Genomic DNA, 19,840 nt, shown 5'->3' with positions numbered 1-19,840 from the left:
TCCCCCTAATGTCCTCCGCCGAAAAGATTTAACACAACAACCCCTACAATAATCATGGCTATCCCTGAAAGCTTTTTGAAATTAAATCGTTCACCAAAAATGGCTGCTCCTGCAATAGCCGTTAAAGCTGTACCTAAGCCAGCCCATACAGCATATGCTGTACCAAGTTGGAGATGCTTTAATGTTAAGGATAGAGTATAAAAAGCTAAGGCATATCCAATCACAACTCCCAAACTCGCCCATACATTCTTAAAGCCATTTGAGAGTTTCAACATGGAACTAGCAAAAACCTCTGACACGATAGCAATTAGCAAAAGAATATATACATACATTAGTGTTCTTCCTTTCTAGTCATTTGTAATAATTTTTCTATTACCTCATCTGTCACACGATCTGAAACTGGTAAAATATTTAACAGCCGTGAATAATACAATCCATCAATAGTTAAACGGATCAGTTGAACGGTCGATGCATCGATATCGTTCTCCTGAAGTAAATCATTCATTAAACATTCATACATTTCCGTAATGTTCGTATTACTATTTTGCATAATTTGGATCGCAACATTGAAACGTGCTCCAGCATGTAAGTCACGCTGTGAGGCGAAGATAAACGCTCTAATATGTTTCCCAGCCCCTTTTTCGTGTTCTACTATGGTTTCATATGCTTCTAGGAACTCATTTATAATTTCCTCCGCCACTGCAAGTTGTAATTCGTTTTTGTTTTTAAAATGATATAATAGCCCACCTTTACTAATTGAAGCTTTTTGAGCAATCCCATCTAGTGTCAATGAGTTCAAATCATTTTCCAGTATATATTGAATCGCTGTATTTAGGATTAATTGTCGTTTTTTTATAGCTTTTAATGACATGACCCATCACCTTTTAAACCGTCTAGTCGGTCTTTTTAATATTCCTAATATAAAGTGTTATCCATCATGTGTCAATTACTATTACACTATTCTTTCCTGCTCTTGAGAGGTCTCATTTTTTTCTCCAACCATTCTTAAAATATGGGGGCAGTTCAATACTATGACCCCATCATAACTATTAACCTAGCTTCCCAAACATTCGAAAGGGATCCAGCCTACCTCCCCGTCTCCATTCTTTACAAGAACAAAGCCATCACATTCCTTATCAACAATCCATACCTTCTCTCCCTGCTTAACAGATAAAAAGGTTGTACTTAGATCATCTTTGCAATAAACTTGATCTTCTTTATAAGATAAATATTCATTTTTTATCCACTGTTGAAAACCTAAATTACTATTCTCACATAGAGTAAAATATGGTTCCTTTTTTATTATTTTCATTTCATAATTTGGATAAGTCACCGTACCTTTTCGATTCAAAGAGTCTGTATAATCTCTGTGAACCACCTTTTCTTCCTTTAGTTCATCCACATATATAAATGTGTATGTGTCCTTTTCTATAACTAAAGCGTTTAATTGGCCATCGTCTTTAATTTGGTTTCCACCATCTATTGAAATAATCCTTTTATGCAAATCAATGATGGGGTTATGTGAGCAAATTTCATCTGACCGATAATTTACAACGGGCCAATGTCCGACAATGACCATTTTTTCAGCATAATGCTCTTTTTCATAAAAAGCTGGTAAAGATAAAGCCATTGACTCTTCGGTTTTCTTCCAATCTTCTATTCGATCAATTCCTGCATGAACAATAATATAATCATCTGTTTCATAAGCAATCGGAAGGGATTCAATCCATTCAATTTCATTATGAAAATGCTGGCGATAAAATTGCGATAATTCCTCTATAGAAGGAAAATCATCTAGTGATCTCCCTTTAATAGATAACATTTCATTTAACACGGATTTTTTCCGTGTGTTCATATAAGGGATAATCCATTCGCTTCCATTATAAACGGAACGATGGAGTACATCACAATTCCCTTTTGTTACATATACATGTTTAGTCTCCCTAGATAAATTCCTTACGAATTCTATCACATCTAGACTATTATCTCCTTTTTCACAAAGATCACCATTAATAAAAAGATAATCATCATCTGTATAATTTAACTTGTCTAGCAATTTTTTAAAAAGCTCAAGATTTGCATGTATATCTGATATAACAATAGTACGTTTGGTTTTATCTATATCCACTCGTCTAACATCAAGCATTTTCTCATCTCCAAATTTCTTCTGACTATTCTTTACAATTATATCAAAATATACAGAAATTACATTCTAATTAAAAAACACCTCCCACTGAGGCTTAGACCCATACGGTCATTTCATCAAATGGAAAGTGTTTCGCACAATAACTAGTTTATTAGCGGCGTCCTGTCTTCCGTTGAAACATCCAATTACACCAAATATACGAGCCTATAAGGATCAATAGACACCAGCCTATTGCCCACCATGCATAATGGTGTATTGGAGTATGGATGAGCAACCCACGAATCGTTTCAATTACTGGAGTGATTGGTTGGTGAGCGGCAACTCCTTGCAGCCAACTTGGCATCGTATCTGTTGGAACAAATGCACTAGATAGATAGGGTAGAAAAAGCAGGGCAAATCCATAACTACTAGCAGCAGTCGGACTGGTAGCCACCAAACCTATTGCTGCAAAAAGCCAAGTAAAGGTGAGAATGAACAATGTGATGATCCCAATTGCACCTAGCCACTCAAGAAGATTCGCAGAAGGTTGAAATCCAACTAATAATGCGACACAAATAACAATTCCCGTCGCCACAAGATTGCGTACTAAACTAGCAATGACATGACCTGTTATCACATGGATACTGCTGATAGGCATGGTTCGAAACCGATCAATGATACCGTTTGTCATGTCTGTAGCGACATCCACCGCTGTGCTTGATGATCCAAAGCCTGCACATAGGAGAATAATTCCTGGCACAACATAGGTTACATATTCACCACTCGGATCGATTGCTCCACCAAATACATAAGTAAATAACAACATTAGTATGATTGGTAGTGCAATAGCCATGATTAAGCTTTCCGTATTTCGCAAACTATGTCGCAGGCTACGACCGATAAAAACAGAATTTACCACTCCAAAAGATGGGGATTTTACTTCGAATTTATTCGGTATTTTCATGATAAAGATCCCTCCTGATTTGTCATAGTTAAATCAATAAAAACATCATCCATACTTGGCTTTCGTATATTGATTCGGGTATTTTCAGGAAAATGGCCCATATATTCATCAAGTACAGATTTCAATTCTTGGATACTTCCATCCGTTGGGAACTCTTGAATAACTTCATCATTTCCATTCCGAAACTCAACCACTTCTCCACCAATCCTTGATTTTAACTCATCTGCAGATCCTTGAGCGACGACACGCCCATTAGCAATGATGGCAATTTCATCAGCTAACTGATCTGCCTCTTCCAAATATTGTGTTGTTAGGAAAATGGTCATTCCACTAGCTGCAAGCTTTAGAATAATATCCCATAATGCTCTTCTACTATGAGTATCTAGCCCGGTTGTAGGTTCATCTAAGAATAGGATGGCTCGCCTCACGACTAAACTAATGGCTAGATCTAATCGACGACGCATACCACCTGAGAAAGTCGTTACTTTCTTATGTGCAGCCTCAACTAGATCAAAATATTCCAAGAGTTCTGTTGCACGGGTACGTGATTGGGCAGGAGAGAGCCCAGATAGTCTCCCCATCATCCGAAGGTTTTCTTCCGCAGTTAATATTTCGTCAACTGCTGCATATTGACCGGTAAGACTAATGGATCGCTTCACCCCAGCCTCTTCAGTCACAACATCATATCCTCCTACACGTACTGAACCTTCATCCGGAAAAACTAAAGTTGATAAAATATTAATCAATGTTGTTTTTCCAGCACCATTAGGACCGAGCAAGGCGAAAATGCTCCCCGATGAAACCTTTAAATCAATCCCACTTAACACTTCATGATTACCGAAACTTTTTCGTAAACCAGCAATTTCAATCGCAACAGTAGTCAACTATCCCACTCCCCTTTTGTATACGTTATATACTGTTTATTGCATACACAGTATATAACGTATACAATTAAATTGCAACATGATTTTTTTCACTTTTAGCCTATAATTAAGGTTAAAAAATTCTCTTATTGTTAAACGGTTACTGCAAAGGACCAATATTGATAGATTCAATAATAGAACAAGAAATAGAAATGATTTGATCGAACCAAATGTTTAGGAGGAAAAGGATCGTGGATGAGAAAATTAATGAACTATTACCTCAAGGGGTTGCACTTAGTTGGGGGTTAGTTAAGCAACCACAACGGGGTCCAAAACGGGAACTGAATGTAAACCAAATTGTAGAGGCAGCGATCGCCATCGCAGATGAAGATGGACTTACAGCAGTTTCTATGAATCGGGTGGCAGCATCACTTGGATTCACTCCGATGTCGCTTTACAGATATATTCCTAGTAAGGATGACCTTTTATTACTCATGCAGGATGCTGTCTGCGCTATCCCCCTACCTCCTATAAAGGAAGAGGCAGGTTGGCGTGAAAATATTAAAGAATATTTCAATGCATGCTTAAAAGTATATACGGATCACCCTTGGTTTGGAGACATCCCTATCTCTGGGGCCCCTATCACCCCAAATAATCTTCAAGTTGTTGATTGGGCATTAGGTTGCATTAAGGAATTACCTCTGAGTGATTTTGAAAAAATGGGAGTTATTCTATTAATCAGTAACTATGCACGCGGTTGTGGGTTAATTCAAAGGGATATGAACCGTGCCTTACAATCTGGGGCAACTGAAGGAACATTTAGTGGTCGAGATTACAGTGCTGCACTTAAGCAGCTTGTTACATCTGAACGATTTCCTCATTTGCACCCGATTATCATGTCAGGTGTCTATACAGAGGAGAACCCGGAAGCAAATGATGTAGGGGATGACTTTGATTTTGGATTAGAACTGATATTAGATGGAATTGATAGCTATCTATTATCTAAAATGGGGAAATAAACCGTACCGTTCATTTTATCAAAAAAATCAGCGGGGTCCTATTTATCCCCGCTGATTACTCATTAAAGACTTGTCTTTAAGCAATTTCAGTTTTTTTCTTACCGAATGAACAGTTAGCCGATGAAAGGTGATTAATTCTCCTTTAAATACGGCTGAAAATATCCCATATGGGGTAGGTGATAACCGCATGAGCTCATCTCGATTATTAATTTCAATGATATTGGCTTGAATCCCTAATTGACTTGCCGCCTCTAAGAAATTACTCGTAGCAATATCTACATATGGACATTGAAAAGACCGTATGATGGTTAATTGTTCAAACCTTTCTACTCGCTCGTCCCAATCAGTAGGAAAATAGGGATCTGGAGCTTCGTGAAATTTATGTACAAGTAATTCAAAATTATATGGAGCTTGGTCAATCATTAAAAAGTTATTTTTAAGAAAAACCTCCTTACTTGGTGTCCATGAAGTCTCGGAATTGGTTAAGACCACCACCCCATGTTTCCCCATATTTCTCGCATCCTCTAGACATTTATCTATAAGTTTCGTTCCATACCCCTTACCTGTTACACTTACCCATAAGCAATGAATGACTAAATAGTTTTCGGCATAAACCACTCGAGAAGATGACTCAGAGGCTGTATATTCAATAAAGCCTACCTGCTTTCCATTCTCCAATAGCTTTACATATTTCAATCCTTCTTCGAATTGATCATTCAACCATTTATTTTTGTTTATATATCCTTGGGATTTCGGTTTACTTCGTAAACAGTAGCTTCCTGTCCCTTGAAGAATTTCATGATTTAGCTCGATGATTTCCAACAGCTTCCCCCCTTGTTTGACCTCTTAACCTTTCTACAGCAACAAACACTTCTCCTTTAAATTCTATTAAAAAGTTTTACAACCCTATCATTTATCATCTATACAAATCGAATCCAAATGATAAGTAAATACATTATGAATCCATTCCTTCGTCACCCGCTGTGGTTCTTGCATAGCATGGAATGCCAATCCATCAACAATTGCATATAAACGCTCTGCTTCTATATCTTTATTGACATTCTTTTTAAGTAATTGATTCATTTCTAAAAGGGTCATTAATTTTTGGATACCTTGAAAGATTCCGTCATTCACATGGTCAAATATATCCACTTTATTTTTTGAATGAAAAGTAAATGCCAACCAAACCTCCATTTCTGCGATAGTCTCTGTATTAACCGGGACAATTTCCATTAGTATACTCACTACTTTTTCTTTCGGAGATAAATCACTCATAACTAGTTTATTAATTCTTTCTGTTACTCGTTCCTTAACGAGATTCATCGCATAAATAAGCAGTTCATTTTGGGTCGAAAAGTAATGACGTAATGCACCTAATGATAATCCCGCTTCCTTTGCAATGTTTCTTACTGTCGCTCCCTCCATACCGTTATCGAGGATCACCCTCCATGTTGCTTCTGCTATTTGTGTTCTTCTTTGTTCATGATCAACTATTTTTGGCATACCATTATTTTAACAATAAAAAAACACCACAGCAATTAAATAATACAGTTGTATTATTTAAAAACACCTGTTAAAATATTCTTACTTAATACAATTGTATTGGAATGGGGTGCCTTCTTGAATTTTGTAGCATGGATGATTGTTGCTAGTGAAGTTGGGTTTTGGGTTTTTATTATTTTAGGGCTAGTTACACGCTATTTCCTAAAGCGGGAAAAACTAGGATTATTTTTCCTTGCTTTAACTCCTTTAATCGATTTGATATTATTAATCACTACGAGTCTTGATTTATATAATGGGGCTACCGCGACAAGAGCACATGCGATCGCGGCCGTTTATATAGGGGTTTCTATTGCTTTTGGAAAAAGCATGATTAAATGGGCTGATGAAAAATTTCGTTATTATGTGACAAAACAAGGACCAAAACCGGCTCAGCGTTTTGGAATGGAATATGCTGTACACTATTTAAAAAGTTGGGGAATGCATGTCTTAGCTTACGTTATAGGAGCAGGGCTTTTAATTGGCTTAATTTACCTCATCAATGACCCTTCACGTACGGAGGCACTGTATGGAATATTAAAGCTATGGACCGTTGTGCTAGGTGTTGACCTACTTATTGCTATTTCAAATTTTGTTTGGCCTAAAAGAGCGAAAGTGAAGGCTTAAATCTTTAATTTGGTATATTTTCCAAAATGAAAAGGACCGACTTAAATGATCTGAACCCAAAAAGTTAGACACGAATTTTAAGCAGCTTCCTTGGCATGAGTACGGTATTGAATCGGACTCATGCCTTTTAATTTTGCCTTAATTCGTTTGTGATTGTAATAGTGAATATACTTCTCTAATTCTTCTTTGAAATGCGCCATACTGTTAAATTCTTCAAGATAAAGCAGTTCACTCTTTAATAAGCCGAAAAAATTCTCTATCACCGCGTTATCTAAACAATTCCCTTTACGAGACATGCTTTGTGTAATTCTATGTTCTGTTGATACTTCTTCATCTGATAATGCCAGCCCTGATCAGAGTGAAGAATAGGGGTATCGCAATCTTCTAATCTCTTAAAAGCCTTGTCCAACATCTTTGAAACAAGTGCGTAAACTGGGCGTTTTTCAACATTATATGCAATAATTTCTCCGTTATAAAGGTCAAGGACTGGTGACAAATATAGCTTTTCCCCATGTAAATGAAATTCCGTTACATCGGTTACCCACTTCTCATTTGGCTTTGTTGCTTGAAAATCACGTTCTAAAATATTTGGGGAGATTTTTCCTACTTTTCCACGGTATGAACGATACTTTTTCATGCGGACAAGACATTTTAACCCCATCTCATTCATTAAGCGGTGCACCGTTTTATGGTTTAGTTTTATACCACGATTACGCAATTCTAAGGTGATACGACGATAGCCATATCGACCTTGGTGTTCATCAAAAATCTGTTGGATCACTTCTTTCACTTCTTTATATTTATCTGGTTTATTCATTTGGTTTACCCAGTAATAATACGTACTGCGAGGAATTTCAGCCACTTTTACTAAATCTTTCACTTTAAATTCCTGCCTTAGTTCATAAATTACTTTCGCTTTGTCTTGTACTGTAATCTTTCCTTTTCTTGAACTAAGGCATTCAACTTTTTTAAATAGGCGTTCTCCATACGTAAACGTTCAATTTCAGCGAGTAGTGCTTCTGGTGATCCTTCTACTGGTTGAGTTTTCTTTGATTCCTTTTTCATGGATGGACGCCCCTTCTTTTTCGGTTGTAGAGCGTCTATCCCTTGTGTTTCAAATAAACGTTTCCAATTCCACACAGTGCCAGAGTCAGGAATGTTAAAGACTGTGGTGGTTTCATTAATGGACGCTCCCATTTCATTTATATAATGAATTACGTCCATTTTAAACTCAACCGAATAATTTGTATATGTTTCCCGAAAAGCTTCCAATCCATGTTGTCGATACTTCGCTACCCATTTTTTTAACATCGTTGTACTGACATTATGGCGTTTTGCTGTATCTTTGAAAGATTCCACACCTTTAAGGTAGTCTTGAATAGCATTTAATTTAATTTCCAGTGAATATTTCGTCATAAAAAAACTGCACCTCCAATTGTTAGTTGTGTCTAACAATTGGGGGGCAGTTCATAAACGTTGGTCCTTTCTCCTAACTAGCCTATTTTCTTCCATCTGGAGTATTGTCTATTTCCAATTCCTCAGTTGACTCAACAATATATTTCAGTCTCGTCAACTTATTACTCCAGAATTGTTCATAATAAGCAAGCCAATCCTTCAATTCTGTTAATGTTTCCGGTACAAGTCGGTACCTTTTCTCTCTTCCAACCTTTCTTCCACTGACTAATTCTGCTTCGGAAAGTATATGTAGATGCTTTGCAACGGCTGTACGGCTCATAGAAAAGTGTGAAGTAATTTCAGAGATTGGCAGCTCCTTTTCCGATAACAACCGAAGTACTTCTCTACGAGTGGGATCAGCGATTGCTTGAAATACATCATACTTTTGGGCTGCCCTAGACACTAACCCTCAATCAGCTTTCGTAGTTTATTAACAATACCTGCCCAACCTTGATTCATGTTTTCACGAATAATCGATGCTTTTTCACCCGCTTTTGGCACAATCGCATCTGCTTCTTTCCAACCACCATGTATGAGAGTAAATTCTGTTTTATCACCTAAATCTTTTAAAATGAATGTAACGAACCAACCATCTGTATCCCATGAAAAGGTTAAGCGATTGGGAGCATCAATTTCTAGCACTTTACAAGGGGATGGTCCGAAAGGAGATTGCACATGAAACTCATGTCCTAATTGGAGTTCAAAATCATTTGGCATAAACCATGATGCGATTCCTTCAGATGTTGTGACAGTCTCCCAAACTTTTTGGATAGGAGATTGTATAATAACTGTTTGCTTAATATCTGGTACATTATTTTGATGAATTGTTTCCATTATCAATAACCTTCTTTCATTTTATAGAACCTTTTGGTTTCACTTTCTGATTATATAAAACCTTTTGGTTTCATGTCAACTTTAGATCTTCCCACACCTAATGATTATCATTACTCTTGTTCTGAACTTTTACACATAAAAAGAGAGACAAGCTTAGCTTGTCTCTCACTTATATCATCAGTATTTCTCTTATATCATTTTCTGTAAGTGTAAAAGAGGAATTTTTATTAGGATCAATAATTTCCTCAATTAAATGGCGCTTTTCTGTTTGAAGCTCATTCATTTTTTCTTCGATTGTTCCACGCGAAATCATTTTAATAACCTGTACTTCATTTGTCTGTCCCATACGATGTGCACGATCGGCTGCTTGCTCTTCTACGGCAGGATTCCACCATAGATCATATAAAATGACCGTATCAGCTCCAGCTAAATTAAGACCCGTACCTCCTGCCTTTAAGGAAATAAGAAATATATCTCGCTCACCTGAGTTAAATCGACGGCACAAATCTACACGCTCCTCTGAAGGAGTTTTACCATCAAGATAAAAATATGGTAATCCCTGTGCGACGAGCTCACTTCCAATCAAATGAAGCATCTTTGTAAACTGAGAAAAGATCAACACTCTTCTTTTAGAAAGCATAGATTCTTTAACGATTTGCTTTAGTTGCTCAAATTTTGATGAGGTTCCTTTATAGCCATCAACAAACAGAGCGGGATGGCAGCAGATTTGTCGTAATCGTGTGAGGCCAGCAAGGATTTTAATTCGATTTTTCCTTATTGTATCTCTATCTAAATGTTTTAACGTGTCATGCCTTAGCTTTGCTAAATAGGCAGCATACAGCTTCTTTTGCTCCGGAAGTAACTCGATAGATTCCATGGACTCCACCTTCCCTGGAAGCTCGGATAAAACATCCTCTTTTAATCGGCGAAGTAAAAATGGACGAATCCTTTTAGCTATGACTTTTCTTGATAAGTTGTTGTATTCCTTTAATCCTTGAAATAAGTCAGGAAATACCACATGAAAAATGGACCACAGCTCCTCTAGTGAATTTTCTACAGGTGTTCCTGTAAGAGCGAAGCGATAATCTGCCATTATCTTTTTTACCGCACGAGCAGTTTGGGTAAACGGATTTTTAAATGCTTGAGCTTCATCAAAAAATACCGTATGAAAATGTTGTTTCTCAAACCATTTAATATCCCTTCGTAGCAATGGATAGGAGGTTATCAACACATCTATTCCAGTTAGTTCCTTTTGTAAATGAAGCCGTTCTTTTTTATTACCATCAATAACAATCGCCTGTATCTGCGGAGTAAATGTCATCATTTCACTCAGCCAGTTATAGGTCAAAGATGATGGACATATAATGAGAGCCGGATGCTGCTTCTGTCTAATATCCGCTAGTTCCGATTGAATAAAACTAATGCTTTGCAATGTCTTTCCTAATCCCATATCATCTGCTAGAATTCCTCCGAAGCCGTAACTAGCAAGGGTTTTCATCCATTGATAGCCCTGTACCTGGTAATCCCTTAGTACTGACTGTAGTTCCTTTGGTACCTCAAATTCCATACTACCAGGGTTCTGGATTGTTTCTAGGAATTGACGGAATGTGTCTTCTAATTCAAAAGAAGGGCCCTCCTCTACAGAATCAAGAGCACGAAGGCCCTGCACAATGGGTACATTGAAGCTACCTTCCATATCCTCATTCTGAATTGGAAGCGCCTGTAAAAACCGTTGAATTTCTTCAAATTCCCTTGTCTCCAAAGATAATAATGATCCATTTCGCAAACGATAGTATTTCCTTTTCTCCTCCAGCGCTAATAAAATGTCACGAATATGTTTTTCAGGTATTCCATCCATTTCGAATTTAAATTCCAGCCAATTCTTCCGTTCCTTTTTCATCTTTATCCTGATTTTCGGAGGAGTATTTCCTTTATATATCCGATTTCTCACTGCTGTCGTTGCGTAGATTTGAACAATCTTTTCAAGCTTCGGAATCATATAATATAGGAAATCGTATTCCAACTCTTCATTATGCAAAAAATATCCACCATCTGTTTTAGCGAATGAACTCTCCTCCATCAATTGGAGAATTTCATTTTCTTTCTCAATATCCCTTCTGATCATTGCTCCTGAAGGAAGTTCACGATTTTCTAATGGATTGATCACCATATTTTCATAGTGAAATTCCAGCCCTGCAAGCAAGCGGTTTTTTACGCGATCCAAATATAGCTTGGCCACCAAGGGAATCTGAACCAGCTGTCTTGAAATGGAGGGAGAAATGTTTACATTACCTATCCGTTTCAATCCAGGAACCACTTTATTAAGGAATATCTCTTTTTGCTCTAGAGGAATCGTAATTTGATTTGTTCTTGATGAATCTAATAATTGCTTTAAATACAATAGACGATGACAATCTTCACTTTCTAAACGAACCAATATTCCATCATATAAAGCATACCCATACAATTCGAACACCATAATCCGCTTCAAGCCTTGAATTTTCAAACTATATCCACTTCTATCGTTTTCGGCAAAATCATATCGGATTGGAAGGGGTTCCTGTGATACTTGTAATCCTTCACAAATCTTTCCCTGATGATGCAAATGTACGTACGGGAGATTTTTCAATAAAGGAATAAGTGTTTCCCATGAAGAAGGAGGAATCAATAATAAATCATTGTCTAAGCTCTCATTCATAGAGTCCATTATGCTCTTCTGAAACGCATTTTCATCTTGAATCACTTGGATCAGCTGCTGAATGACAAGATCCGTTTCCTTTCGAAAACAGTGAATACTTGGATCATAAGTAAAGGTATCTGAAAGAAAAATTGACATTCCTTCTTTCACACGCATTAAAAAGTTGCGAATATCTTGTATCTTTATTAATCCAATCTTTAACTGTATCCCAAAAATATATTTCCCATCCCCTATAAGTACAGGTTTACATATAAAATCCGCATCAATTACCTGTCTATTTTCAAAATATAATTGATGTCCACTTGAACGCTTTGGAACATCATCAAATAGGGTCAGTATACCTTCAGTTAGCCCCTGATTTTCTGAATCCATTGGTTGGATACTTTGAAATGGGGTTTTTCCTTGGCGCTGATATTCGTATATAGATAGCAAGACTGCGGCAATATGCTGACACTCCTTTTGAAAAGAAGCTAATTTGGGACAACTACATTGTGTCCGAATTTCTCCATCTGCATTTTTTACGATTGTCACAAGGAAATCATCCACACCAGCTACTTTAGCTATAAATTCATTTGAATTGAATTTTTCAAATGTTATTTTATTCGTCCGAAAAAAACCTTCTCCTCTTTTGAAGGAGACTGTCCCGCACATATCTTTAATGATTTTTGGATTTAATTTTAAATTCATTCAGCCCTCTCCTTCCTGAGGATTCGTTTTAATATAGGCCATTTTCGTATTGTTTATTGCTTTTATAAAAGCCCTACTACCGGCTTTTACACCTAATAAGGGGTTCAGCGTTCTTTTATAGTTTGGGCTCTTTTCTCAATGAATAGGCAAGTCCTTTTAACCTATTTGTATATGTTAAAAACTTTGGTGCTTAGAAAAGAGCATTATATATAAAATTATTTGTTGCTTTTGTAAAAGCCTTACTGCCGGCTTTTACACCTAATAAAAGGGGCAGCATTCTTTTATAGCCGGCAGCTCTTTTCTCTGTGCAGAGGCATCTCGTTTTAAATTGTTTGTATATGTTAAAAACTTTGGTAAATAACAATGGCTGAGAAAAGAGCTTTAATATACATATAAAATTGTTTATTGCTTTTGTAAAAGCCCTACTGCCGGCTTTTACACCTAATAAAAGGGCAGCGTTCTTTTATTGCTTGCAGCTCTTTTCTCAGTGAGATAAAGGTCTTGGCGATATTCAACCTATTTTTGCTAGTTTGAATATTACCTTAATAGAAACAATGGTTGAGAAAAGAGCATCATAAAAAATTATATGATCATTGTATCATAGGGCTCAGTGATTGTCTGACAGCACCTACTTTTAAAGAATTTTTCTCGCATTATTTGGATAATTGCTAAAAATTGATATACTTTTAATAACGCAGCATCGATTTACTTCAAAAAAAATGATTACCATGAGTATAATTCCGTTCTCTTCATTCGTTATACATATAGAAACAGGAAATGGAGGTTTTCAATGTGATTATAGATAAAAGGAATGAGCTCTATGAGCCATCTCGAGAGCTTCATCAAAAATTTAATACTCTTATTGAAGATATAGGAGAAGGATTATGGAAGTACTGCGGCTACTTAACTGGATCGCCTTGGGATGGAGAAGATCTCTATCAAGAGACGATGTTAAAGGCATTAGGTGGTTTATATCAACGGTGGCACCCAACCAATCTCAAATCCTATCTTTATCGAATCGCGACGAATACTTGGATCGATCAATGCCGTAAAAGGAAAAAAGAGATTGGGCACTTAACTGAACTAGATGGTGAGAAAGTAGAAGAGATTTCAGATCACTTTGACATTGAAGAAGCATTGGAACATCTCTTCTATCTTTTTACACCTAGACAGACAGCGGTATTTTTACTGATGGAAGTTTTTCAATTTACAGCTGAAGAAGTTGCAGGTATGGTGAAAACAACACCCGGAGCAATTTATGCAACAACACGAAGAGTCCGAGATAAATTAAAAAGAACTGAATTGGCACCCCTAAAAGCTCACGAAAACTCAAAGAAAAATCATAAAATTATTCAAGCCTACTTAAAAGCTTTTAATCAAGGAGATGTAGAAGGAATACTAAGGTTAATAAGTGATCATGCACACTATGAGGCTTCTCTAGGATTCTTAGAAGTAACAAAAGAAGAAATTCGAAATGGCTCCCTACAATATGGTCTACCACTCTATAAAGCCCAAGAATTTACTTTGTGGGGGAAGCAAGTCATTATTGTATTGGCAGATTCTGAAGGTGGTCCCCTCATTCACGATATTCAATATCAAGAAATAGAGAATGATCAAATTGTGTACCACCGAAGTTATTTTTTTAGAAAGGAATTGATCTTTGCTGCATCAAAAGAGTTAGGCATCCCACCTCAATTAGACAAACATCCATTCTTGAATTGGCGTCACTAGAAATAAAGGAAAACAAAGACGATCCATTTATAAAAATGGATTCAGTCTTTGTTTTCTACCTTATACTCTATAAAATTAATGATTTTTCACCAATGAATATACATTTGTGTCATATGAAATGCCATTTTGATAAATATAATTTCGTAAGACTCCTTCTTTTTCGAAGCCCAACTTAATCAATAAATCATTAGAAGCTGTATTATCCAAAAATACTACTGCACCAATTCGATTTAAATCCAGATGATTGAATCCATAATCGACGACTGCTTTCACTGCTTCTGATGCATAGCCCTTCCTCCAAAAATCTGGGTGCAGTTCATAGCCGATTTCAGCTCTTTTATATTTAGGAACCCACGCATTGAATCCAATCGACCCAATGATTCCCTTCTGATCTTTTAATTCCATTCCCCATCTAATTCCACGTCTTTCTTTAAAGTTATGATTAAACATCTCAATGATCTGCTCAGCTTGTTCGAAACTTGTAAAGGATTCCTGACCATAGTAACGAGTTACATCGGAATTTGAAAAACAACGAAAGATATCTTCTGCATCTTCTTTTTCAATTCTCCTTAAGTTAAGCCTCTCAGTTTCTAGTAACGGAAACATCCTACACTCTCCCCTTTCATTTACGTTAAGATTAATATGTATAATTTAGTTTATCATTCTACTAATTAGTGTTTTTCCCTTCCGTGAACCATATAAAAATCAAAGAATACTCTTAAACCTTATTAATTTTAGGAAGGTAGCTTTTTGTATATATGTTCATTCTTGAGGGTTAATTATTCCGTAATATACTAGGTCGACATATTGATTTTCTTTCTTCACATGGTCAATGAATATCCCTTCCTTTTTCATGCCTAATTTTTGCATAACCCTTCCTGATGCTTGATTTGAATGAAAGTATCGAGCAAATACTTTATGGTATTTCTTTTCATCAAATGCAAATCGTAATATAGCCTGTGCCGCCTCAGTAGCATATCCATTTCCCCAAAACTCTTCACCTATCCAATACGCTAGCTCCCCATTATTAAATTTTTTGTTGTTAGATAAAGCGATAGCTCCATATACACGACCAGTTTCTTTATCTGTTATAGCAAATTCATATGACTTATCAGCATTAAAATGATCAAGATGATGGTCAATCCATGTTAAAGCATCCTCTAAAGTGTATGGATAAGGTAGGTATAATGTATTTTTATAAATATTATAATTATTGCAGAGTTTAGTGACAGCTTCTGCATCAGATTTTTGAAATAATCTTAGTACTAGCCTTTCAGTAGAAATTCTTTTATTTTGATGGTCATAAGTCATAAGGCATCCCCACTCCTCTTAAGTCATACTAATAAAAAAAACGTATGATGCACTTGTTCCATTCCTTCCTACAACTACCTATCTTTAACTTCGACAAAAAACAGCGAAAACCTTCATAGGTAATCGCCCTGTAGAAATTGAAAATAATAATAGATTATTATTGCATGAATAAAATTACTTTTTTGGTATACATATTTTTACTATATACTCTTTTTATGTTTCTTAATATCGAATAAAAACCTGAATATGATTGTACAATCGACCTGCTCATCTAGAATTTTTTCTTCCAAATAATTTTTTATACTCCCATAGCTCTGAGTAATCTTTTAATCGTTATTAATGTAAAACGATTATATTCCTCCATTAATAATTAAACCGGGAATCGAAGAAATGACTGCACCAATCACAATTCTTAATATCCAAGTTGTATTGCTTTTTATACTAGCAATGTCTTCCTTTAAATCTTTGATAGTTGATTCTGCAACAGCGAGTCTTGTTTTAACCTCGGAAATTTCATTTTCCAATTTCAAAATCCGCTCCTCCATATGGCACCACCTATAAATTTTAGTACACTTAGACTTTAATCATCGTGGTCTTAGTAAGTTTGATAAATGTCTACTTACTTTGTTTTATATAGTATGCAAACCTGTCCTTCTTTGGAAAGGCTCTTAAGCAAAAGAATAGTTTATCCATAAAATAAAAACTCTCCTTAAACGAAAGGAGCTTTTACAGTATAAATCCTAAATATGAACTTATAATAAAGTACATTGGATAAATGAAGTGCTAAACAATTCGGTTTTTCCTTCATTTCCTAGGTTTATACAATTTTATAACAAGAAATTCAAACATTATTTCTTTTTCCAGGCATATTAAAATCCACAATTATTACACCCTTAATATCTCCCATTGAATCAAAAACCTATAATGTAGCCATATTTCAAAATTTCATTAGCCTTAAATTTGAGCCTTTAAGTGGTTTTATGAATTATCAAGACTACCCAAGGCCATCATTTTTGAATATTGAGATCAGAATATGTATTTGTATGAGAATAAAAAATAAATGGTTGATCTAATTATTTATGTGGTAAATAAAGGTAAATAACCCATTTATATAGAAAACGGTTTCCTTTTACTGTAAAATTAAGATAGAAATAAATGGAGGAGATACTAACTATGGATGAAAGAGTAAAAATAATTAGAAGCTTTTGTGCAGGAAAGCTTGCCTTCATAGAACTACCTAGTGATGTAAAACAGCTTATGATAGATTATGGGTATATAACTAGAGAAGGTAATTTTACAGAAATGGGTAACATATATAAGAATGCAGTTATTATTAATCAAGATATGAACCAAAAACATCATATATAATTATTTAGCGGGTTAAAGAAATACAAATGATCCATGCGCTGAATAATCTCTATTTAAAAGTATTATGTAATATCAATATTACATAGAGTATATAACGAAAAATCCCACAAAAACTCACCTAGTTTTTTGTGGGATTTTATCATCACTTACAGGTTTGAATTGAATTCTAGTGAATATTATTCTTTCTAAAATTACCACCTTTAACTTCCGCTACATCATATACGGTAACAAAGGCTGATTCGTCAATATCCTGAATGATTTCCTTAATTTTACTTTCTTCTAGGCGGTTAATGACACAAGTGATTTCTTTAAACTTTTCTTTAGAATAACCACCATACACTTCATTATATGTTGCACTTCTACCTAATCGATCACGTATTGTTTCTACCATTAATTCAGGTTGAGTCGTAATAATTTTAAATGTTTTCGATCCGCTTAAACCAACCTCAACAATATGAATCACTTTAGAAGCAATAAAGTAAGCAATAGCTGAAAGAATTGCCCCTTGAAGTCCAAATACGGTTGAAACAAAAATAAATACAAACATGTTTAAGAAAAGAATGAAGTCACTTGTCCCGAATGGCAATTTTCGTGAAAGTAACACGGCTAACATATCAATACCATCTAATGCGCCACCATTACGCAATGCTAACCCCATCCCCAATCCGAGGATGATACCCCCTACTACAGTAACTAACAAGGTATCCCCTTCAATAATTGCTGGGATATGGTGCATAAGGCTTGTACCAACTGCTAATGAAGCAATTCCGATTATCGAATATACGGCAAAGCTTTTACCGATTTGTTGATATCCTAACCAAATAAATGGGATATTAATAATCGCAATTAAAATTCCTAATGGTAATCCAAATAGCTTGGATGCAACGATACTAAGACCCGTTACTCCTCCATCAGATACACTATTGGGGATTAATACTGTTTCTAGCCCATATGCCGCTATAAATCCCCCAATAATGATGATCAATCCCCGTAAAAATAGTCTTAGTTTTTTTGATTTGTGCTTTTTGTTTGTGTTCATATTATTCCTCATTTCCAACATTCTATCTTATTTAAGTTTACCATAAAATACTTCAAATCATTCTGATCGAAAAAGAAGGCGTCTTTTCTTATTGCAAGAAACGCCTTCTTTGTTTACAAACTATTCATCACAAACTTATATTACTATAGTGGATTATAGTATTTAGTAAAATACTCATGCTTGGTTGAAAACAGAAAGAATATCATTTACTCATTCTAGAAAAATCCAATTTTTCTTAGTAAATTTCTTCCGAGGTTACTCCATTAATCTTACCTTTACTGCGTTCCTTTCTTGGATGTCCATAACGAACCAACACATGCCAAAGCAGTTTTAATTCTTGAAGAACCTCGGCAATCGTACCACGTTCACTCCAAGATTCCGGATTACATTTTAAATCCATTACAGCAGCTCCTATTGTATAGGCATTAATATAACAATCTTTTGCAATCCGTTTTGCTAATGATTGCATCGAAGAACCTCTAAAATCTATCGGAACTTCATCAACCAATAGTTCAAAACCCATGTGCCACTTTAAAACGATGGAATACTTAGAGCATAATGTTTTTAAAATTTCACCTATTGGAGTATCTCGATAGGAAGGATCAACTACGAGCATTTCAACGTCTTCCATTAAGGATATATCTCCATGTATCTGTGCCTCAATATAATGATTAAGATTACGGCTTGCCTCTTTTTGTGATAGATTGATAACACCATTTTCAAAATTAGAAAGCAAATGATTCATTAATCTAGGAGGCGTTAAGTTTCTTTCACCGATAGCAAATTCTCTCGTAAATGTTTCTTCCATCAGTCCTGCCAAAATCATATCAAATTCTTCATATGTTCCCTTTTCCTTAGGGTTCTGATGTGAATCCAAGTATGTATATGTGGATCGTTGGGAGACTCCCGGTGAGAGTAAAAAATAGCATGATCCAAAACGTGGTGCTGGTCCATCCGGATGTAACATCACATTTAGTGCTCCATATTTTGGTCTTTGATTATTGGGGGAGTATTCCAAATGATAGGCTCCTCCGAAGACTTCCTCTTCCCAACAATCTCGTTCACCACCAGGATATGCCGTGACACTACCATTTGATAAACCTGTTTCAAATTGACTTTTGTATTTCCCCTGCTCAAGAAGTGATTCAGCAATTAGTTTCATCGTGGAATCTGGTCGATCAGGATGAAAATGCACCGCAATTTTAGCTTGTGCCTTTAACTGATCAACAGCCTTTTCAAATACTTGATCTGAGATATTTGACATTTTAAGTACGTGGTTAATAATAGCTCTAGCTTCCTCTTTATGATTTTTAGCATAATTGGTAATATGCTGGATAGCCTGAAGTTGAGACTTAATCAAATCTACCAATAGAATCATTCCTTTTTAAATATATTTCTTTGGCTAATTACAATTAATTTTTTTATAGAAATAAAAGAAGAGAGAGATCCCTTAAATATATCTAAACTTTGAATACATATCTCCAAGTATCCTTTAGAAATTCGGCAAAGAAAGAGATACTCCTTTAAATTAAATGAACTAATCGTTCAATATAACCCCATTATCTAATCAGCACTCAAGA

General features: G+C 35.7%; 19 protein-coding genes and 1 pseudogene. 4 read left to right on the top strand and 16 right to left on the bottom strand.

Features of this window, described 5'->3' with window-relative positions:
* Window positions 1–5: 5 nt before the first annotated feature.
* The 5 genes from NST63_RS01630 to NST63_RS01610 all read right to left on the bottom strand — a co-directional run bounded on the left by NST63_RS01630 (window position 6) and on the right by NST63_RS01610 (window position 3,973).
* Window positions 6–332 (bottom strand): DMT family transporter, encoded by a 327-nt coding sequence (locus NST63_RS01630; RefSeq protein ID WP_078110706.1) that lies wholly within the window; start codon window positions 330–332, stop codon window positions 6–8.
* A complete protein-coding gene (locus NST63_RS01625) occupies window positions 332–871 on the bottom strand; it encodes a TetR/AcrR family transcriptional regulator (RefSeq protein ID WP_341041112.1) in 540 nt (179 codons plus the stop codon). The genes NST63_RS01630 and NST63_RS01625 overlap by 1 nt, the downstream gene beginning before the upstream one ends.
* 183 nt (window positions 872–1,054) lie before the next feature.
* Window positions 1,055–2,146, bottom strand: coding sequence for a metallophosphoesterase (locus tag NST63_RS01620; protein WP_212946050.1), 1,092 nt, complete (start codon window positions 2,144–2,146; stop codon window positions 1,055–1,057).
* Window positions 2,147–2,297: 151 nt separating this feature from the next.
* Window positions 2,298–3,089, bottom strand: a complete 792-nt coding sequence (locus tag NST63_RS01615; RefSeq protein ID WP_212946049.1) for an ABC transporter permease — start codon at window positions 3,087–3,089, stop codon at window positions 2,298–2,300.
* On the bottom strand, window positions 3,086–3,973 hold the full coding sequence (locus NST63_RS01610) for an ATP-binding cassette domain-containing protein (protein WP_212946048.1): 888 nt from the start codon (window positions 3,971–3,973) through the stop codon (window positions 3,086–3,088). Before NST63_RS01610 ends, NST63_RS01615 begins: the two co-directional genes overlap by 4 nt.
* A 230-nt stretch (window positions 3,974–4,203) precedes the next feature.
* Between NST63_RS01610 and NST63_RS01605 the strand changes: the two genes are divergently transcribed.
* Window positions 4,204–4,971, top strand: a complete 768-nt coding sequence (locus NST63_RS01605) for a TetR/AcrR family transcriptional regulator (protein ID WP_236722903.1) — start codon at window positions 4,204–4,206, stop codon at window positions 4,969–4,971.
* Between the two features lie 42 nt (window positions 4,972–5,013).
* Here NST63_RS01605 and NST63_RS01600 read toward each other — a convergent pair whose 3' ends face one another.
* Window positions 5,014–5,796 (bottom strand): GNAT family N-acetyltransferase, encoded by a 783-nt coding sequence (locus NST63_RS01600; protein ID WP_071977380.1) that lies wholly within the window; start codon window positions 5,794–5,796, stop codon window positions 5,014–5,016.
* Between the two features lie 84 nt (window positions 5,797–5,880).
* Window positions 5,881–6,474, bottom strand: a complete 594-nt coding sequence (locus tag NST63_RS01595; RefSeq protein ID WP_341041111.1) for a TetR/AcrR family transcriptional regulator — start codon at window positions 6,472–6,474, stop codon at window positions 5,881–5,883.
* Between the two features lie 117 nt (window positions 6,475–6,591).
* On the opposite strand from NST63_RS01595, the gene NST63_RS01590 reads away from it, so the two are divergent.
* Window positions 6,592–7,137: a hypothetical protein gene (locus NST63_RS01590; RefSeq protein WP_341041110.1), complete on the top strand. Its 546-nt coding sequence runs from the start codon at window positions 6,592–6,594 to the stop codon at window positions 7,135–7,137.
* Between the two features lie 77 nt (window positions 7,138–7,214).
* Here NST63_RS01590 and NST63_RS01585 read toward each other — a convergent pair.
* The 4 genes and pseudogenes from NST63_RS01585 to NST63_RS01570 all read right to left on the bottom strand — a co-directional run bounded on the left by NST63_RS01585 (window position 7,215) and on the right by NST63_RS01570 (window position 12,811).
* Window positions 7,215–8,553: pseudogene (locus NST63_RS01585) on the bottom strand (IS3 family transposase).
* An 82-nt stretch (window positions 8,554–8,635) separates the two neighbouring features.
* Window positions 8,636–8,995 (bottom strand): ArsR/SmtB family transcription factor, encoded by a 360-nt coding sequence (locus NST63_RS01580; RefSeq protein ID WP_341041109.1) that lies wholly within the window; start codon window positions 8,993–8,995, stop codon window positions 8,636–8,638.
* The gene (locus NST63_RS01575) at window positions 8,995–9,426 is read right to left on the bottom strand and encodes an SRPBCC family protein (RefSeq protein ID WP_078110696.1); all 432 of its coding nucleotides are present in this window, start codon (window positions 9,424–9,426) and stop codon (window positions 8,995–8,997) included. The genes NST63_RS01580 and NST63_RS01575 overlap by 1 nt, the downstream gene beginning before the upstream one ends.
* 169 nt (window positions 9,427–9,595) lie before the next feature.
* Entirely contained in the window at window positions 9,596–12,811 is a 3,216-nt protein-coding gene (locus NST63_RS01570) for an SNF2 helicase associated domain-containing protein (protein WP_341041108.1), read from the bottom strand.
* Between the two features lie 792 nt (window positions 12,812–13,603).
* Here NST63_RS01570 and NST63_RS01565 point away from each other — a divergent pair.
* On the top strand, window positions 13,604–14,542 hold the full coding sequence (locus tag NST63_RS01565; protein WP_341041107.1) for a sigma-70 family RNA polymerase sigma factor: 939 nt from the start codon (window positions 13,604–13,606) through the stop codon (window positions 14,540–14,542).
* Between the two features lie 75 nt (window positions 14,543–14,617).
* Here NST63_RS01565 and NST63_RS01560 read toward each other — a convergent pair whose 3' ends face one another.
* The 3 genes from NST63_RS01560 to NST63_RS01550 form a co-directional block, all read right to left on the bottom strand.
* On the bottom strand, window positions 14,618–15,148 hold the full coding sequence (locus tag NST63_RS01560; protein ID WP_071977385.1) for a GNAT family N-acetyltransferase: 531 nt from the start codon (window positions 15,146–15,148) through the stop codon (window positions 14,618–14,620).
* A 156-nt stretch (window positions 15,149–15,304) separates the two neighbouring features.
* Window positions 15,305–15,853, bottom strand: coding sequence for a GNAT family N-acetyltransferase (locus tag NST63_RS01555; protein WP_058004266.1), 549 nt, complete (start codon window positions 15,851–15,853; stop codon window positions 15,305–15,307).
* 350 nt (window positions 15,854–16,203) lie between these two features.
* On the bottom strand, window positions 16,204–16,398 hold the full coding sequence (locus NST63_RS01550) for a hemolysin XhlA family protein (RefSeq protein WP_341041106.1): 195 nt from the start codon (window positions 16,396–16,398) through the stop codon (window positions 16,204–16,206).
* Window positions 16,399–17,026: 628 nt separating this feature from the next.
* Here NST63_RS01550 and NST63_RS01545 point away from each other — a divergent pair.
* Window positions 17,027–17,221: a hypothetical protein gene (locus tag NST63_RS01545; protein ID WP_058004267.1), complete on the top strand. Its 195-nt coding sequence runs from the start codon at window positions 17,027–17,029 to the stop codon at window positions 17,219–17,221.
* Window positions 17,222–17,387: 166 nt separating this feature from the next.
* Here NST63_RS01545 and NST63_RS01540 read toward each other — a convergent pair whose 3' ends face one another.
* Window positions 17,388–18,260 (bottom strand): YitT family protein, encoded by an 873-nt coding sequence (locus tag NST63_RS01540; protein ID WP_058004268.1) that lies wholly within the window; start codon window positions 18,258–18,260, stop codon window positions 17,388–17,390.
* Window positions 18,261–18,495: 235 nt separating this feature from the next.
* Window positions 18,496–19,629 carry a DUF3626 domain-containing protein gene (locus tag NST63_RS01535; RefSeq protein WP_436580695.1) on the bottom strand — a complete coding sequence of 378 codons (1,134 nt, stop codon included), beginning with the start codon at window positions 19,627–19,629 and terminating at the stop codon, window positions 18,496–18,498.
* Between the last annotated feature and the right edge of the window lie 211 nt (window positions 19,630–19,840).

Source organism: Heyndrickxia sp. FSL W8-0496, assembly GCF_038007825.1.
In the GTDB taxonomy this organism is placed as follows: domain Bacteria; phylum Bacillota; class Bacilli; order Bacillales; family Bacillaceae_C; genus Heyndrickxia; species Heyndrickxia oleronia.
The sequence above is the reverse complement of the archived record's forward strand: the minus strand, read 5'-3'. Positions and strand labels throughout refer to the sequence as shown.

Bases quoted from the DNA above. Each gene is read 5' to 3' on its own strand.
- NST63_RS01630 (WP_078110706.1), bottom strand. From the start codon at position 332: ATGTATGTATATATTCTTTTGCTAATTGCTATCGTGTCAGAGGTTTTT.
- NST63_RS01625 (WP_341041112.1), bottom strand. From the start codon at position 871: ATGTCATTAAAAGCTATAAAAAAACGACAATTAATCCTAAATACAGCG.
- NST63_RS01620 (WP_212946050.1), bottom strand. From the start codon at position 2,146: ATGCTTGATGTTAGACGAGTGGATATAGATAAAACCAAACGTACTATT.
- NST63_RS01615 (WP_212946049.1), bottom strand. From the start codon at position 3,089: ATGAAAATACCGAATAAATTCGAAGTAAAATCCCCATCTTTTGGAGTG.
- NST63_RS01595 (WP_341041111.1), bottom strand. From the start codon at position 6,474: ATGCCAAAAATAGTTGATCATGAACAAAGAAGAACACAAATAGCAGAA.
- NST63_RS01575 (WP_078110696.1), bottom strand. From the start codon at position 9,426: ATGGAAACAATTCATCAAAATAATGTACCAGATATTAAGCAAACAGTT.
- NST63_RS01570 (WP_341041108.1), bottom strand. From the start codon at position 12,811: ATGAATTTAAAATTAAATCCAAAAATCATTAAAGATATGTGCGGGACA.
- NST63_RS01560 (WP_071977385.1), bottom strand. From the start codon at position 15,148: ATGTTTCCGTTACTAGAAACTGAGAGGCTTAACTTAAGGAGAATTGAA.
- NST63_RS01555 (WP_058004266.1), bottom strand. From the start codon at position 15,853: ATGACTTATGACCATCAAAATAAAAGAATTTCTACTGAAAGGCTAGTA.
- NST63_RS01550 (WP_341041106.1), bottom strand. From the start codon at position 16,398: ATGGAGGAGCGGATTTTGAAATTGGAAAATGAAATTTCCGAGGTTAAA.
- NST63_RS01545 (WP_058004267.1), top strand. From the start codon at position 17,027: ATGGATGAAAGAGTAAAAATAATTAGAAGCTTTTGTGCAGGAAAGCTT.
- NST63_RS01540 (WP_058004268.1), bottom strand. From the start codon at position 18,260: ATGAACACAAACAAAAAGCACAAATCAAAAAAACTAAGACTATTTTTA.